Here is a 14524-nt window from a genome sequence, read left to right as displayed (position 1 = left end):
CATCGGGTCTCTTTTCCGTCGGGGTCAACCTTTAGATAGCGCGCCCGTCGCGGCGCCGCCAATCAAGGTTTTGCGAGGGGTTTGTTACAGTTCTCGCTGATAAGTAGAGATTGGGGTCGATTTCTGGTGTGCAATAGTATACAAAGCGCGCGAAACCTCTTGCGTCGCACCCGGTTTTTGGGGCAAATGCAAGCCAGCCCAACCCTGTATCCTGACCATAAGGGAGCCATTCCAATGACCATTATCGTAGGTTCTGACACCGCCAAGACGCGCAAGACGCTCACGGCTGGTGGCTCATCCGTCGCCTATTATTCAATCCCCGCCGCCGAGGCTGCAGGCCTTGGCAATTTCTCGCGCCTTCCTGCCGCGCTGAAAGTCGTTCTGGAAAACATGCTACGCTTTGAAGACGGTGGCCGCACCGTCAGCGTGGACGATATCAAGGCGTTCAGCGAATGGGCCGAAAAAGGCGGCAAGAACCCGCGCGAGATCGCCTACCGCCCCGCCCGCGTTCTGATGCAGGACTTCACTGGCGTGCCTGCTGTTGTTGACCTTGCTGCGATGCGTGATGGCATCAAGGCACTGGGTGGCGACGCCCAGATGATCAACCCGCTGAACCCGGTTGATCTGGTTATCGACCACTCGGTCATGATCGACGAATTTGGCAACCCGCGCGCGTTCCAGATGAACGTCGACCGCGAATACGAACGCAACCTTGAGCGTTACACCTTCCTGAAATGGGGTCAGTCGGCATTTAACAACTTCCGCGTTGTGCCTCCCGGCACCGGCATCTGTCACCAGGTGAACCTTGAGTATCTGTCACAGACCGTCTGGACAGACGAAGATCAGAACGGTGATCAAGTCGCTTATCCCGACACATTGGTCGGCACCGACAGCCACACCACCATGGTGAACGGTCTGGCCGTTCTGGGCTGGGGCGTTGGCGGTATCGAGGCCGAAGCCGCGATGCTGGGCCAACCGATTTCAATGCTGATCCCCGAAGTCGTCGGCTTCGAGCTGACCGGCGAGATGATGGAAGGCACAACAGGCACCGACCTTGTTCTGAAAGTCGTCGAAATGCTGCGCACCATGGGTGTTGTCGGCAAGTTCGTCGAATTCTATGGCGAAGGTCTGGACAAACTGCCGCTGGCCGACCGGGCAACCATCGCCAACATGGCGCCGGAATATGGCGCGACCTGTGGCTTCTTCCCGATTGACGGTGAGACCCTGCGTTACCTGCGCACCACGGGTCGCGACGAAGACCGCATCGCGCTGGTCGAAGCCTATGCCAAGGAAAATGGGTTCTGGCGTGATGCAGATTACGCGCCCATCTATACCGACACGCTGTCGCTGGACATGGGCACCATCGTTCCTGCCATCTCGGGCCCGAAACGACCGCAGGACTATGTGCCGCTGACCAACGCCAAGCACGCTTTCCGCAAGGAAATGGAAGAAACCTTCAAGCGTCCCATGGGCAAGGAAGTCGCTGTCAAAGGCGAAGACTACACTATGGAATCGGGCAAGGTCGTGATCGCGTCGATCACCTCGTGCACAAACACCTCGAACCCTTACGTGATGATCGGCGCTGGCCTTGTGGCCCGCAAAGCCGCAGCACTGGGCATGGATCGCAAACCGTGGGTTAAAACCTCGCTGGCACCGGGAAGCCAGGTTGTGTCGGCGTATCTTGAGGCCGCAAACCTGCAAGAAGATCTGGACAAGATCGGCTTCAACCTTGTGGGCTATGGTTGCACCACCTGTATCGGTAACTCCGGTCCGATCCAGGCAGAGCTGTCCGAAGCGATTGCCGAAGGCGATCTGGTGGCAACATCGGTCCTGTCCGGCAACCGCAACTTCGAAGGTCGTATTTCGCCCGACGTGCGCGCCAACTATCTGGCCTCGCCACCGCTGGTCGTAGCCTATGCCTTGGCTGGCACCATGGATATTGATCTGACCACCGAAGCTATCGGTCAGGACAAGGATGGCAATGATGTCTATCTGAAAGATATCTGGCCCTCGACACAAGAAGTGGCCGAACTGGTCGAACAAACCGTCACCCGCGAAGCGTTCCAATCGAAATACGCTGACGTCTTCAAAGGCGATGAGAAGTGGCAAGCGGTTGAGACGACCGGGGACGAAACCTATGACTGGCCGGCGTCCTCGACCTACATCCAGAACCCACCCTATTTCCAAGGGATGTCGAAAGATGCTGGCGTGATCTCGGACATCGAAGGCGCGAAAGTGCTGGCCGTTCTGGGTGACATGATCACCACCGACCACATTTCGCCGGCCGGGTCTTTCCCTGTCTCGTCGCCCGCAGGTCAGTATCTGACCGAACGGCAGGTCGCCCCGCGCGAGTTTAACTCCTACGGGTCGCGTCGCGGCAACCACGAGATCATGATGCGCGGCACGTTTGCCAACATCCGCATCAAGAACGAGATGCTGGACGGCGTCGAAGGCGGCTATACCAAAGGCCCTGACGGTCAGCAGACGTCAATCTATGACGCCTCGATGGCTTATCAAGACGCTGGCACTCCGCTGGTCGTCTTTGGTGGCGAACAATATGGTGCAGGCTCATCGCGTGACTGGGCGGCCAAAGGCACAAGCCTTCTGGGCGTCAAGGCCGTGATCGCCGAAAGCTTCGAACGTATCCACCGCTCCAACCTTGTTGGCATGGGTGTGATCCCGTTCGAATTTACCGGCGGCGACACCCGCAAATCCTTGGGTCTGACCGGCGAAGAAACCGTGTCGATCAAAGGGTTGGCAGGCGATCTGAAACCCTTGTCGAACGTCCCTTGCGAGATCACATTTGCCGATGGTTCGGTGAAAGAGATCGAGCTGAAGTGCCGGATCGACACGGAAGTCGAGATTGAATACGTCGAGAACGGCGGTGTCTTGCACTACGTTCTGCGTAACCTCGCTAAGTCGTAAACTGAACGACATCTAAAGATTTGAACGCGTCCCTTCGGGGGCGCGTTTTTTCTATGATTTTTTCGTCGCAAAGACAAAAGAGGTTTGCGCTACATTAACCGTAAATTGGCCAAGCAACCGTACCGCAATCGCTGCATCTTCTATCCCTTGGTGTGATCGCAATGATCAGAAAATCGCAGGCGAACTGTCGCCGATATTCGTAAATTAAAGGGAAACCAGACTGGTATTACAGGCTGTGATCTGCTTCACTGGTTTGCATATAATACGATGATTTTTGGGTAATTGTTTCCGGTTTTTCCGAATTTAACCTTATGATGCTTTTAGCAAAAGAAGATTTATGTTCAGATTATTGCGCCAATTCTCACTGCCGATACTTGAAGCCATTGCGTTCAGCGTGTTCATCCTGATGTTGAGCGCCGCAGGCTAACGGTTTTCGGCGTCCTTGATCGCGGGACGGATCACGTTTTCCAGAATGCTTTCTGTGATCGGACCGGCAAAGCGTTTCACCACCGTGCCATCTGCGGCAATAATGAATGTTTCCGGCACACCATATAGCCCCCATTCAAGACCAGTGCGCCCATCGGCGTCGGCCATCAATTTGGCATAGGGGTCGCCTAATTGCTCAAGAAAGCGTCGCGCATTGGCGGGCTCATCCTTGTAGTTGATGCCGTTGATCGCCAAACCCTCTTGCGCAAGCGTTTCCAGTTGCGGGTGCTCGGCACGGCAGGGTGCACACCAACTGGCCCAGAAATTCACCAGTTTCACGCCGCCCGAGGTCAGGTCGTCATGGGTGAAGCCTTCGGCCCCGTCAAAATCCGTCAGCTGCAAGGCCGGAACAATGCCACCTTCGCGTGTCGATGGTAGGGCATTTCGATCGGGTTGTTTCATGCCCCACAGGAACATCGTGGCCAGCCCGATGAACAGCACCGGGGGCAGCACCATCAACCACGAAATACCTTTTTTCTTTTCTTCAGCCATTGTCGGACGCCCTTTTCTCAGCCGCATGAAGTGCCTTCTTCACATGGACCGAACGGCGCCAAGTGACAAGGATCAGGGCGATCAAAAGACCGAGAGTAATGCCCCAAGACGACAGAATTGCATTTGCATATTTGCCAAGCTCAAGCATCTTTCATCCTTTCGCGGATTTCCAAACGGTGCAGGCGCACAAGGCGCAGTTCGGTCCGGGTGCGGATCAGAACCAGCGCGACGAAAAGCAAGACAAAGCCTGCAATGCACAACAGCAACGGTTGATAGTAGACATCGGCCACATGTTCTTCCTTGTCCAGCGACAGCGAAGCGCCTTGGTGCAAACCTTGGTTCCAGAAGTTCACCGCATAGCGGCTGAGCAGCGCAAAGACCGACCCGACAATACACAGGACCGAGGTCAGATCGGCGGCGGTGTCCGGGTTTTCGATGGCCGCCCAAAGCGCCATATAGCCCAAGTAGAACAGGAACAGGATCAAAAAGCTGGTCAGGCGCGGGTCCCACGCCCAGTAGGTGCCCCACATCGGTTCACCCCAGATCGCGCCGGTGATCAGCGCGATGACTGTCATGGTGACGCCGATCAGGGCCGCAGCCTTGGCGGCGCGCACCGAAACGTGGTGGCGGCGCACGATCCAAATCAGCGACGTGACCAGCATCATCACCCAGATGTTGATCGCCATCATTGCCGACGGCACGTGGATATAGATGATTTTGACCGAGTTGCCGAAGTTCGTGGCCTCTGGCGTGAAAAAGAAGCCCCAGATCAGGCCCGGTACCAGCGTCAACGCAGCCAGACCAATCACCCACGGCAACACCTTGCCGCTGAGCGCCATGAACTTGACCGGGTTTGCGAATTCCCAAAGTGACATTTGCTTCCTCTATTCGGTGGCTATGATTTGCGCAAGCATAGAGCTCTGTGGCTCACAGCGACTTGACCTATCTCAGGTTAATACGAAGGGCGGCGGCGGCGGCAAAGGGCAGAAGCGCGATGGATCCGGCAGTGATCCCCGCCATCATAAGCAGCGGCGTCAGAGCGGACAGCCCTGCGGTGCCACGCGTCGCCGCCTCGGCCCCGAAGATCAGCGTCGGGATATACAGCGGCAGGACCAGCAGCGACAACAGCAACCCGCCGCGTTTCAGCCCAACGGTCAGTGCTGCACCGAACGCGCCGATCATCGACAGCGCAGGTGTCCCGATTAAAAGGGTGATAAATATCCAGTAATGGCCCGGCGATTGCAGGTTCATCAGCGCTCCGAACCCCGGCGCGGCCAGCGTCAGGGGAAGGCCGGTGACGAGCCAGTGCGCCAGCGCTTTGATCGCGACCGTCCCCTCCATCGGGATAGGGGCCGTAGCCAGAAGGTCCAGCGATCCATCCTCGAAATCCAATTGGAAAATACGGTCCAGCGACAGAAGGCAGGCCAGCAAAGCCCCAACCCACAGAATGCCCGGCGCAATGCGCGACAGGATCGCGGCCTCGGGTCCAACACCAAACGGGACAAGCGTTGATACGATCAGAAAGAACGCCAGCCCCAGCCCAAAGCCGCCGCCTGCGCGCATTGCCAGCCGCATGTCCCGGACCAAAAGGGCGATCATGAAAACGCCTCGTCGAAATCTGCATAATTGTCGCGAGTCTTCTGGTCGCGGGCCCGTTTGGGGTCGGCGCGGAAGGGGCCGATGTCAAACGTGTCAGCCTCTAGTCCCAAGTCGATATGGGTGGCGATCAGGGCCGCACCTCCGTTTGCGACATGGGCGCGCACCGCATCGGCGAACAACCCGACCGAGGCCACATCAAGCGACACGGTCGGCTCATCCAGCAACCAAATCGGGCGACCTGTGACCAACAGCCGCGCCAGACCCAGACGGCGTTTTTGACCAGCGGAAAGATTGCCCGCAGGACGGTGGGTCAACCCTTCCAGATTGAAGTCGTTGACGGCGGGCGCAATGCTGTCGATCCCATGCACCGAGGCCCAGAACCGCAGATTTTCTTCCACAGTCAGCGTAGCTTTCAGCCCGTCTGCATGGGCACCGTAGGTGATGTGCTCTGGGTCCGCAGACACTTGCCCGGCGATTGGCGGCTGCAACCCCGCCAACGTGCGCAGAAGCGTGGTTTTACCCGACCCATTTGGCCCGCGCAGGATCAACACTTGCCCGGCAGATAGCGTGAAGTTCACGCCTTCCAGCACTGGCACGCCTCCGCGCGCGACGGACAGGTTATCGACCCTCAATTCCATGGGGGAAGCCTTAGACCGGAAGGGCGGCCAGCGCAATGCGCCGCCCCTCGGCCAGCAGTACATTATAGGTGCGGCAGGCTGGCGCAGAGGCCATCGCTTCGACCGCGACCCCAACCTCTTCCAGCGCCTCTTGCAGGTCGGCAGGCAGATGCGCGGGGTCGGCGCCTGTGCCATAAAGTAAGACGTCAACCTTACCTGCCAACGCCAAAAGCGGTGCAAGTTCGTCGGGGCCACCCCATTTGATCGCCGCGTCCGCAGTCACAAGCACCCCACCTTGAATCACTTCGTCTGCGACACGGAAAAATCCTGGGCCGTAACCGTCAACCGGTTGGGCATTGTTATATTTGACTTCATGGAACTCCATGTCGCGTCCTTGCAGGTTGGGTCAGGTGAGTGCGGCATAAAGCCCGGACAGGCTTGAGGCCGCAATGATCAGGTATGCCACACGACGATAAAGGGATTCGCGTCTGGGGTTAAAGACCGCACCCCCAACAAGATTGCCCAGAAGGTTGGGAACCATGACAAGCAAACCAAGGAATACGGGCAGTCCAACAAGACGCCCGGCGAAGAAGAAGCCCACCAGCATCAGCGCGTCGAAGAAAAACAGATAGGCTGTCGTATTCGCGCGGATGACACGCGCCGGGTGGGTCGACGCCATGTAAAGCAGGATGACAGGTGGGCCGGGAATGCCGGCAGCCCCACCAAGCAGGCCCGCCGCGCCTCCGGTCGCCCAGACAACGCGCGATGTGACAGGGCCGGAATATCGCAAGCCGGTCATAAAAGCCGCGAGCATGGCCAGGCTGACCACCGACACCGCCAACTTAAATACGACCGGGTCGACAGCGAAAAGCGCCGCCAATCCCAGCGGCAGCGCCAGCGCTGTGCCTGTGACCAGCCGCATCAAATCCTTGGGATATCCGTCTTTCAGGGCGCGTGGGATTGCGGGGGCAGGTCCGGCCAGATCCATCACGATCAAAACCGTGACAGCCCAGACCGGGTTGATAATCTGTGCGGCCACTGGCAGAAAAACCAGCGCGGTGCCAAAGCCCGCAAAACCGCGCACAAGCCCTGCGGTAAAAGCGGCCGCTAATAACCAGCCAAGCCCCGGCAGCGCCAGGGCTTGCGCCAGCAGATCAGGCATCTATGTCCGCAAATTGGTTGCCCGCGTTGGCATCCGGCTTGGACCAGTCGCGTTTCACACCCAGTTTCAGCAAGATCACCGAAGCCACGAAGATCGACGAATAGGTCCCCACGACCACGCCCCAGATCATCGCAAAGACGAACCCGCGGATGACATCGCCGCCCAGAACATAAAGCGCGATCAACGCCAGAAGCGTGGTGACCGAGGTCATCATGGTACGCGCGAGTGTTTCATTGATCGAGAGGTTCAGAACCTCTTTCAGGTCCATCTTTTTGTAACGGCGCAGGTTTTCGCGCACCCGGTCAAAGACAACCACGGTATCGTTCAGCGAATAGCCGACAATGGTCAGCAGAGCTGCAATGATGGCGAGGTCAAACTTGATGCCCAACAGGCTGAATATCCCGATGGTCAGCACGACGTCATGCACAAGCGCCGCTACAGCCCCAAGCGAAAACTGCCATTCGAACCGCAGCCAGATATAGACCAAAACCGCAGCAATGGCGGCAACGACGGCCAGAACGGCACTTGTGACCAGCTCGCCTGACACTTTGGGGCCGACGCTCTCAACGCTTGGGAAGGTGATTGCGGGATCCACATCCATCAACGCCTGCTCAATGATCATGATGGTTTCGGGCGTGATAGCTTCTTGGCCTTCCTGAGCCTCAATCCGGATCTGCGCCACATGCTGGTCCTCTGCGAAGTTCACATCAAAGACTTGCGCAATTGAGATGTCGCCAAGTCCCAGCGGGGCCAGCGCGTCACGATAGACACCAACATCCACCGCTTGCGAGCTTTCGGTGCGGATGGTCGTGCCACCGCGGAAGTCGATGCCGAAGTTCAGGCCGACGATCAGGAACAGCAAGACAGATGCCACCATCGCCAAACCCGAGGCCCCCATCGTCGCAATCGACGCGCGGAAGAAGTCAAAGACCCGGTTTTGCGGCGCCATACGCAAGCCTTTGATCTCAAGCTTGCGCGGGCGTTTCCGTTCGAACCAAATGATCAGCATGAGGCGGGTCAGGTAAATCGCCGTAAACACTGATGTCAGGATGCCCAGCGCCAGCGTGACCGAGAAACCGCGCACCGGGCCTGAGCCCATGATAAACAGGATCACGGCCGTGATGAAGGTGGTGATGTTGGCGTCCAGAATGGCCGACAGGGCTTTTTCATAGCCAAGTTCAATGGCACGCGCCGGACCACGGCCGGATTTCAACTCCTCACGGATACGTTCAAACACCAGCACATTGGCGTCCACCGCCATCCCGATGGTCAACACGATCCCGGCGATCCCCGGCAGTGTCAGCGTCGCGCCGATCATCGACAACAGGCCGAAAATCATCCCGACATTCAGGATCAACGCGACGTTGGCAATCACGCCAAACCAGCCATAAGACACGACCATAAAGATCAGGACCCCAACGAAGGCAACGATTGAGGCGATCTTGCCCGCATCGATGCTGTCCTGTCCCAATTCCGGCCCAATGGTGCGTTCTTCAACATAAGTCAGTTCGGCAGGCAACGCGCCTGCACGCAGTAGCACGGCAAGGTTCGTTGATTCCTCGATCGTGAAATTGCCCGAAATAATGCCCGAACCGCCACAGATCTGTTCATTGATGCGCGGGGCGGAAATAACCTCGGAATCTAGCACGATCGCGAAGGGGGCTCCGACGTTGGCACCAGTATAGTCGCAGAATTTTCGCGCGCCGGACACATTGAACCGGAAGTTCACCGCCGGTTGGCCGTTCTGGTCAAAGGCAGGCTGCGCGTCGTTTAGTTCTTCACCCGTGACGACAGGCGTTTTTTCCAACTCATAGAAGACGCCGTCTTCGTCCAGCGACGGAAAAAGGACGTTACGCGGACCGGGGGTCGCGCTGGCATCTGTGGTGCGGCTGACCACAGGGTGGAAGGTCAGTTTGGCGGTCTTGCCGATGATTTCTTTCAACTCCGACGCACTGCCGATGCCCGGCACCTGAATCAGAATGCGCGCGTCACCTTGACGCTGGATGGTGGGTTCACGAGTACCGACCTCATCCACGCGACGACGAATAATTTCGAGCGATTGCTGGATCGTGCGGTCGTCAGTCGCCACGCGTTCGGCTTGCGACAGGGTCACGACCAGCTCGCCTTCGCGACCCGGCTTGACCTCGATATCCGTCGATCCGACGCCGGACAGGCTGACAACGGGCTGGGCCAGTGACTGCACCAATTCGATGGCACGGGGCAGACCTTCGGGCTGCGATATCTGGATGCGAAGTTCGTCTGCTGCGCCGTCCTGACGACGGATCGTACCAACGGTGGCACGCTCCTCACGCAACACGTCGCGGACCTCGGGCCACATCGCATCCATTCGCGCGCCGTACACGTCTGCGACCTGAACCTCAGCCAGCAAATGCGCACCGCCACGCAGATCAAGCCCCAGATTCACCAGCGAATTGGGCGCCCAGTCGGGCCAGGCCGATAGGTTCGCTTCCAGTTCAGGCGTCGCGCCCGTAGCCTCAATTGAAGTGGCCGCATCATTGTGCAGCTCAACCCGGCTGTAAAAGCCGTTGGGGGCCGCAAAATACAAGCCAAGGGCCGTCAGCCCCCAGATCACAAGACGTTTCCAAGTCGCGATTTGAAGCATAAGCCCCTGCCTTATAAGCGTTTGATGTCGTTATTGATTGGCGGACAAACCGCCGCTTGATCAGCTTTCGACCGGTTCGGTCTTGCCTATCACCTTGACGATCGTGGCACGCACAACGCGCACCTTCACGCCCGTCGCGATCTCGACCTCAACTTCCGAGTCGTCCTTGACCTTCAGAATCTTGCCGATGACACCGCCCTGCGTGATCACCTGATCACCCTTGCGCAGCGCGCCCAGCATCGCCTGATGCTCTTTCATCTTCTTTTGCTGCGGACGGATCATGAAGAAATACATGATCGCGAATACCAACAGCATCGGCACCAGCATCGAATTCAAAAGCCCCCCGGCGGGCGCGCCCGCGGCCTGTGCAAAAGCAGGAGTGGCAAACATGTGGATATTCCTTCTCAAGCGGGCCTCGGCCCCAAAACGTTGGCGCACACTATATGGGGGCCTTGGGGTTGGCAAGCAAGCGAAAGCGATCTTCCCCCTTCCCCCACGCACGCGCTTCTGGCATATGCCGAGCATGAGAAACGAGGAAGCACACAATGCATGATATTCGTCTGATCCGCGACAACCCCGAAGCCTTCGACGCCGGAATGGCACGCCGGGGCCTGTCGCCATTGTCGGGCGAAATTCTGGCGCTGGACGAAGCGCGGCGCGCGTCGATCCTGGCCGCTGAAACCGCCCAGGCTGAAGCGAACAAGGCCGCGAAATCCGTAGGAGCCGCAAAAGCATCCGGCGACGAAACAGAGTTTGAACGTCTGCGCGCGTTGGTCGCCGACAAGAAATCTGAGATCGCTAAGCTGAATGAAGACGCCAAGGCACTGGACGCAAAGCTGACTGACCTGCTGATGGGGCTGCCCAACATTCCCGGCGATGACATCCCCGATGGCGCGGATGAAGATGATAACGTCGAGATCAAACGCTGGGGCTCCCCCACCACGTTCGATTTCAAAGCCTTGGAGCATTATGAGCTTCCGGCGGTCAAATCCGGCATGGATTTTGAAACCGCCGCCAAACTGTCGGGCTCGCGCTTTATGGTTCTGTCTGGCGCTGTCGCCCGCCTGCACCGCGCGCTCGCGCAATTTATGCTTGATGTGCACACAGAGGAAAATGGTCTGACCGAGACTTGGACCCCTGTTCTGGTCAAAGAAGAAATGATGTATGGCACGGGCCAGTTGCCGAAATTCGGCGAAGACAGCTATCAAACCACCAACGGCTGGTGGCTCGTCCCGACGGCCGAAGTTACCCTGACCAACATCGTCAACGGCGTCACGGTCGACGACAGCTACCTACCCCGCCGCTATGTTGCCCACACCCAGTGCTTCCGATCTGAGGCCGGGTCCGCGGGCCGCGACACGGCGGGCATGTTGCGCCAACACCAGTTCGAAAAGGTCGAAATGGTGTCGATCACACGCCCCGAAGACTCAGAGGCCGAGCACAAGCGGATGACCGGCTTTGCCGAAGATATTCTGGAACGCCTCGGGCTGGCATATCGCACTGTCGTGCTGTGCACCGGCGATCTGGGCTTTGGCATGAAACGCACCCACGATATCGAGGTCTGGCTGCCCGGCCAGAATCAATATCGTGAAATCAGCTCGGTCTCTCTTGCCGGTGACTTTCAGGCGCGTCGCATGAATGCACGCTATAAGCCCGCCGATGGTGGCAAGCCGCAGTTTGTGCACACGCTGAACGGATCGGGTCTGGCCGTCGGCCGTGCGCTAATCGCGGTGCTGGAAAATGGCCAGCAACAAGATGGGTCGGTCCATGTGCCCGAAGCGCTGCACCCTTACCTGCGTGGCAAAACTCAGATCACGGCTGAAGGTAACTTGATCTGAGCCGCTCAAATCTCTAACAAAAACCGGCGCCCATTGCGGCTCTGGTTTTTGCTAGATCATGACGCCGCTGCGCCCCGCCAGATCGACAAAATACTGCCAAGCAACGCGGCCAGATCGTGCCCCGCGGGTCGCCTGCCATTCAATCGCCTCTGCGCGCAGAGTTTCGTCGTCGACTGTGACCCCGTAAGCATCACAATACCCCCGGATCATCGCGAGATATTCGTCCTGATCGCAGGGGTGGAAGCCAAGCCACAAACCAAAGCGGTCAGACAGCGAAACCTTTTCCTCCACCGCCTCGGACGGGCTGATTGCGGACGAGCGTTCGTTTTCGATCATGTCGCGCGGCATCAGGTGGCGACGGTTCGAAGTGGCATAGAAAACAACATTCTCAGGCCGCCCCTCGATCCCGCCATCCAAAACCGCCTTCAGGCTTTTGTAGTGCTGGTCGTCATGGCTGAAACTCAGGTCATCGCAAAACATCAAGAATCGGTGCGGCGCGGCGCGCAGAAGCCCCAGAAGACGGCTGACGGATGGCAGGTCTTCACGTTGCAACTCAACGATCTTCAACGCTTCGCCCTGTTTCAGAACTTCGGCATGGACTGCTTTGACAAGGCTCGATTTTCCCATCCCGCGCGCGCCCCATAAAAGTGCGTTGTTGGCGGGCAGACCACGGGCAAATTGCAGCGTGTTTTCCAGTAGAGTGTCACGTGACCGGTTGACGCCGATCAGAAGTTCGATGGCGACTCGATTGACGTTCAGAACAGGCTCAAGCCGATCTGGGGATGTGTGCCAGACGAATGCATCAGCGGTTGAGAAATCCGGCGCAGACAGTGGCGCGGGCGACATGCGTTCCAGGGCATCCGCGATACGTTTCACGGCGTCTGCATCGCTCATTCGCCCTTCTCCACCTGCCCCGGATCGTCATCCTCATCGGTGTCAAACTCGGCCACCAACTCGTCTTCGTACGCCTCATCTTCGTCATCTTCAAACCACAGGCCCTGTTCGCGCAGATCGGCTTCGCGCTTCTTCTCGACCCGTTTCACAAGTTGGATCGAAATCTCGTAAAGACCATAAACCACCACGAACAGGATCACCTGTGTGATCACATCCGGCGGTGTCACAAGCGCGGCCAAAACAAGAATGGCGACCACCGCGTATTTGCGCATGTCCGCCAGACCCTGCGCGCTGACCAACCCGGCCTTGCCCATCAGGGTCAGCAGCACCGGTAGTTGGAAACACAGGCCAAAGGCGACGATAAACTTGATCGTCAGACGCAGGTATTCCTGCACCGACCCCTGAAAGTCGATCGAGGCCGAGACATCCGTCTCGCCCACGGTTCCGGCTTGCTGGAAGCCTAGAAAGAAGTCAAAGGCGAGCGGCATGACGACATAGAATGCAAACGACGCCCCGATGAAAAACATCACCGGCGAGGCGATCATGAAGGGCAGGAAAGCATTCTTTTCAGACTTGTAAAGTCCCGGCGCCACGAACCGCCAAAGCTGATAACTGATATAAGGAAACGACAGCACCAGCCCGCCAAACAGCGAGATCGAGATCGCAACGAAGAAGCCTTCTTGCAGCTTGATCAGGATCAGCCCGCATTGGTCCTGCCCGCGTTCGGCCATTGTTGTACACAGTGGTTCGGTCAGGAAGTTGAAGATCGGGTTCCAAACGGTGAAACAAATTATCATGCCGACGATGAAGGCCAGCACCGAATGGATCAAGCGCGTGCGCAGTTCGGTCAGATGCTCGATCAGCGGGGCCGAGCTGTCTTCGATCTCTTCAGGGTCGCTCATGCGTTAGATTTGTCCGTGGGTTTGGTCTTGGGCTTGGTTGCCGATTTGGCAGCAGGCTTCTTGGCCACTGGTTTCTTGGCTGCAGGTTTCTTGGCAGCTTGTGTCTTAGGCGCAGGCTTTTTAGCAGCGGGTTTTTTGGCGGCTGTCTTTTTCGCGGGCGCTTTCGCGGCGTCAGGTTTGCCAATCGTTCTTTCGGTAGGCCGTTTGGAAGGCGGCCTTTTCACCTTCAGCATCTCGGCCGACTTGGCGGCATCTGCGGCCTTTCGATCAGCGGTTGCCTTCGTGGTCGTGTCTTGAATTTTGCGCGCAGCTTCGTCGCCTGCTTTGTCCAACTCGGTCTTGCCATCCTTGGCACCAGATTTGGTCGCGGCATCGCCAGTCTTCTGATCACGCAAGGTTTTTGAAGGGTCCCATTTTTCGAACCCGTCCGCAGCTTTGTTCAGAGCATCCAACCCCATCGCCTTGGACGACGTCGCGGATTTGAACGTATCAGCAATGTCCTTGGCCCCGGACTCGTCAGCAGCTTCGTTCATCGCTTGGCTAAACTCGCGGCCCATCTGGCGCGCGCGCGCCGTAAACCGGCCCAGCGTGCGGAACATGCCCGGCAAGTCCTTAGGACCGACCACGATCAGGGCGACAACCCCGATCACCAAAAGCTCGGTAAACCCGATATCAAACATGGGCAGCGCCCCCTAACGGTCGCGGCTTACGCCTTTTCCTTGTCTTTCTCGGGGGTGACGTCCTTGGCGACATCTGCGGCTTGATCTTCGATCTCTTGTTTGCCGTCATCAACGCCTTTTTTGAACGCGGTGATGCCTTTGCCAACTTCGCCCATCAGCGACGAGATCTTGCCGCGGCCGAACAGAACCAGCACCACGACAGCGATCAGAAGAAGGCCCGGAAGGCCGATATTGTTGAGCATGTTATTCTCCCTCATTGGAAGGGCGCGACGCCCGTCCACATGTATAACGCCTGCAACATTTATG

At 57.9% G+C, this 14524-nt stretch carries 15 protein-coding genes; 2 read left to right on the top strand and 13 right to left on the bottom strand.

Annotated elements, in window-relative coordinates; genetic code table 11:
* Positions 1 to 234: 234 nt before the first annotated feature.
* The gene (gene acnA, locus MUY35_RS13010; RefSeq protein ID WP_248369224.1) at positions 235 to 2925 is read left to right on the top strand and encodes an aconitate hydratase AcnA; all 2691 of its coding nucleotides are present in this window, start codon (positions 235 to 237) and stop codon (positions 2923 to 2925) included.
* Positions 2926 to 3348: 423 nt separating this feature from the next.
* Here the strand turns inward: acnA and MUY35_RS13005 are convergent, their stop codons facing one another.
* The 9 genes from MUY35_RS13005 to yajC form a co-directional block, all read right to left on the bottom strand.
* On the bottom strand, positions 3349 to 3903 hold the full coding sequence (locus tag MUY35_RS13005; RefSeq protein WP_248369221.1) for a DsbE family thiol:disulfide interchange protein: 555 nt from the start codon (positions 3901 to 3903) through the stop codon (positions 3349 to 3351).
* On the bottom strand, positions 3896 to 4051 hold the full coding sequence (locus MUY35_RS13000; RefSeq protein ID WP_248369218.1) for a heme exporter protein CcmD: 156 nt from the start codon (positions 4049 to 4051) through the stop codon (positions 3896 to 3898). The genes MUY35_RS13005 and MUY35_RS13000 overlap by 8 nt, the downstream gene beginning before the upstream one ends.
* Positions 4044 to 4778, bottom strand: a complete 735-nt coding sequence (locus MUY35_RS12995; RefSeq protein WP_248369215.1) for a heme ABC transporter permease — start codon at positions 4776 to 4778, stop codon at positions 4044 to 4046. Before MUY35_RS12995 ends, MUY35_RS13000 begins: the two co-directional genes overlap by 8 nt.
* Positions 4779 to 4845: 67 nt before the next feature.
* A complete protein-coding gene (gene ccmB, locus MUY35_RS12990) occupies positions 4846 to 5502 on the bottom strand; it encodes a heme exporter protein CcmB (RefSeq protein ID WP_248369213.1) in 657 nt (218 codons plus the stop codon).
* Positions 5499 to 6140 (bottom strand): heme ABC exporter ATP-binding protein CcmA, encoded by a 642-nt coding sequence (gene ccmA, locus MUY35_RS12985; protein WP_248369210.1) that lies wholly within the window; start codon positions 6138 to 6140, stop codon positions 5499 to 5501. The genes ccmB and ccmA overlap by 4 nt, the downstream gene beginning before the upstream one ends.
* A 10-nt stretch (positions 6141 to 6150) precedes the next feature.
* A complete protein-coding gene (locus MUY35_RS12980) occupies positions 6151 to 6504 on the bottom strand; it encodes an Mth938-like domain-containing protein (protein ID WP_248369207.1) in 354 nt (117 codons plus the stop codon).
* Positions 6505 to 6525: 21 nt separating this feature from the next.
* A complete protein-coding gene (locus MUY35_RS12975) occupies positions 6526 to 7281 on the bottom strand; it encodes a TSUP family transporter (protein WP_248369204.1) in 756 nt (251 codons plus the stop codon).
* Positions 7274 to 9904 carry a protein translocase subunit SecD gene (secD, locus tag MUY35_RS12970; protein WP_248369201.1) on the bottom strand — a complete coding sequence of 877 codons (2631 nt, stop codon included), beginning with the start codon at positions 9902 to 9904 and terminating at the stop codon, positions 7274 to 7276. The genes MUY35_RS12975 and secD overlap by 8 nt, the downstream gene beginning before the upstream one ends.
* A 60-nt stretch (positions 9905 to 9964) precedes the next feature.
* A complete protein-coding gene (yajC, locus tag MUY35_RS12965) occupies positions 9965 to 10294 on the bottom strand; it encodes a preprotein translocase subunit YajC (RefSeq protein WP_248369199.1) in 330 nt (109 codons plus the stop codon).
* Between the two features lie 155 nt (positions 10295 to 10449).
* Between yajC and serS the strand changes: the two genes are divergently transcribed.
* Positions 10450 to 11742 (top strand): serine--tRNA ligase, encoded by a 1293-nt coding sequence (gene serS / locus MUY35_RS12960; RefSeq protein ID WP_248369196.1) that lies wholly within the window; start codon positions 10450 to 10452, stop codon positions 11740 to 11742.
* 51 nt (positions 11743 to 11793) lie between these two features.
* Here serS and MUY35_RS12955 read toward each other — a convergent pair whose 3' ends face one another.
* Genes MUY35_RS12955 through MUY35_RS12940 form a run of 4 tightly spaced genes read right to left on the bottom strand, consistent with a single transcriptional unit; the run spans position 11794 to position 14460 of the window.
* Positions 11794 to 12636: an ATP-binding protein gene (locus tag MUY35_RS12955; RefSeq protein ID WP_248369193.1), complete on the bottom strand. Its 843-nt coding sequence runs from the start codon at positions 12634 to 12636 to the stop codon at positions 11794 to 11796.
* A complete protein-coding gene (tatC, locus tag MUY35_RS12950; protein WP_248369190.1) occupies positions 12633 to 13538 on the bottom strand; it encodes a twin-arginine translocase subunit TatC in 906 nt (301 codons plus the stop codon). Before tatC ends, MUY35_RS12955 begins: the two co-directional genes overlap by 4 nt.
* On the bottom strand, positions 13535 to 14218 hold the full coding sequence (gene tatB / locus MUY35_RS12945; protein WP_248369187.1) for a Sec-independent protein translocase protein TatB: 684 nt from the start codon (positions 14216 to 14218) through the stop codon (positions 13535 to 13537). Before tatB ends, tatC begins: the two co-directional genes overlap by 4 nt.
* Positions 14219 to 14244: 26 nt before the next feature.
* Positions 14245 to 14460 (bottom strand): twin-arginine translocase TatA/TatE family subunit, encoded by a 216-nt coding sequence (locus MUY35_RS12940; protein WP_248369185.1) that lies wholly within the window; start codon positions 14458 to 14460, stop codon positions 14245 to 14247.
* Between the last annotated feature and the right edge of the window lie 64 nt (positions 14461 to 14524).

Origin of the sequence: Aliiroseovarius sp. S1339, assembly GCF_023195695.1 — a bacterium.
In the GTDB taxonomy this organism is placed as follows: Bacteria; Pseudomonadota; Alphaproteobacteria; order Rhodobacterales; family Rhodobacteraceae; genus Aliiroseovarius.
The sequence above is the reverse complement of the archived record's forward strand: the minus strand, read 5'-3'. Positions and strand labels throughout refer to the sequence as shown.

Bases quoted from the DNA above. Each gene is read 5' to 3' on its own strand.
- acnA (WP_248369224.1), top strand. From the start codon at position 235: ATGACCATTATCGTAGGTTCTGACACCGCCAAGACGCGCAAGACGCTC.
- MUY35_RS13005 (WP_248369221.1), bottom strand. From the start codon at position 3,903: ATGGCTGAAGAAAAGAAAAAAGGTATTTCGTGGTTGATGGTGCTGCCC.
- MUY35_RS13000 (WP_248369218.1), bottom strand. From the start codon at position 4,051: ATGCTTGAGCTTGGCAAATATGCAAATGCAATTCTGTCGTCTTGGGGC.
- MUY35_RS12995 (WP_248369215.1), bottom strand. From the start codon at position 4,778: ATGTCACTTTGGGAATTCGCAAACCCGGTCAAGTTCATGGCGCTCAGC.
- ccmB (WP_248369213.1), bottom strand. From the start codon at position 5,502: ATGATCGCCCTTTTGGTCCGGGACATGCGGCTGGCAATGCGCGCAGGC.
- ccmA (WP_248369210.1), bottom strand. From the start codon at position 6,140: ATGGAATTGAGGGTCGATAACCTGTCCGTCGCGCGCGGAGGCGTGCCA.
- MUY35_RS12980 (WP_248369207.1), bottom strand. From the start codon at position 6,504: ATGGAGTTCCATGAAGTCAAATATAACAATGCCCAACCGGTTGACGGT.
- MUY35_RS12975 (WP_248369204.1), bottom strand. From the start codon at position 7,281: ATGCCTGATCTGCTGGCGCAAGCCCTGGCGCTGCCGGGGCTTGGCTGG.
- secD (WP_248369201.1), bottom strand. From the start codon at position 9,904: ATGCTTCAAATCGCGACTTGGAAACGTCTTGTGATCTGGGGGCTGACG.
- yajC (WP_248369199.1), bottom strand. From the start codon at position 10,294: ATGTTTGCCACTCCTGCTTTTGCACAGGCCGCGGGCGCGCCCGCCGGG.
- serS (WP_248369196.1), top strand. From the start codon at position 10,450: ATGCATGATATTCGTCTGATCCGCGACAACCCCGAAGCCTTCGACGCC.
- MUY35_RS12955 (WP_248369193.1), bottom strand. From the start codon at position 12,636: ATGAGCGATGCAGACGCCGTGAAACGTATCGCGGATGCCCTGGAACGC.
- tatC (WP_248369190.1), bottom strand. From the start codon at position 13,538: ATGAGCGACCCTGAAGAGATCGAAGACAGCTCGGCCCCGCTGATCGAG.
- tatB (WP_248369187.1), bottom strand. From the start codon at position 14,218: ATGTTTGATATCGGGTTTACCGAGCTTTTGGTGATCGGGGTTGTCGCC.
- MUY35_RS12940 (WP_248369185.1), bottom strand. From the start codon at position 14,460: ATGCTCAACAATATCGGCCTTCCGGGCCTTCTTCTGATCGCTGTCGTG.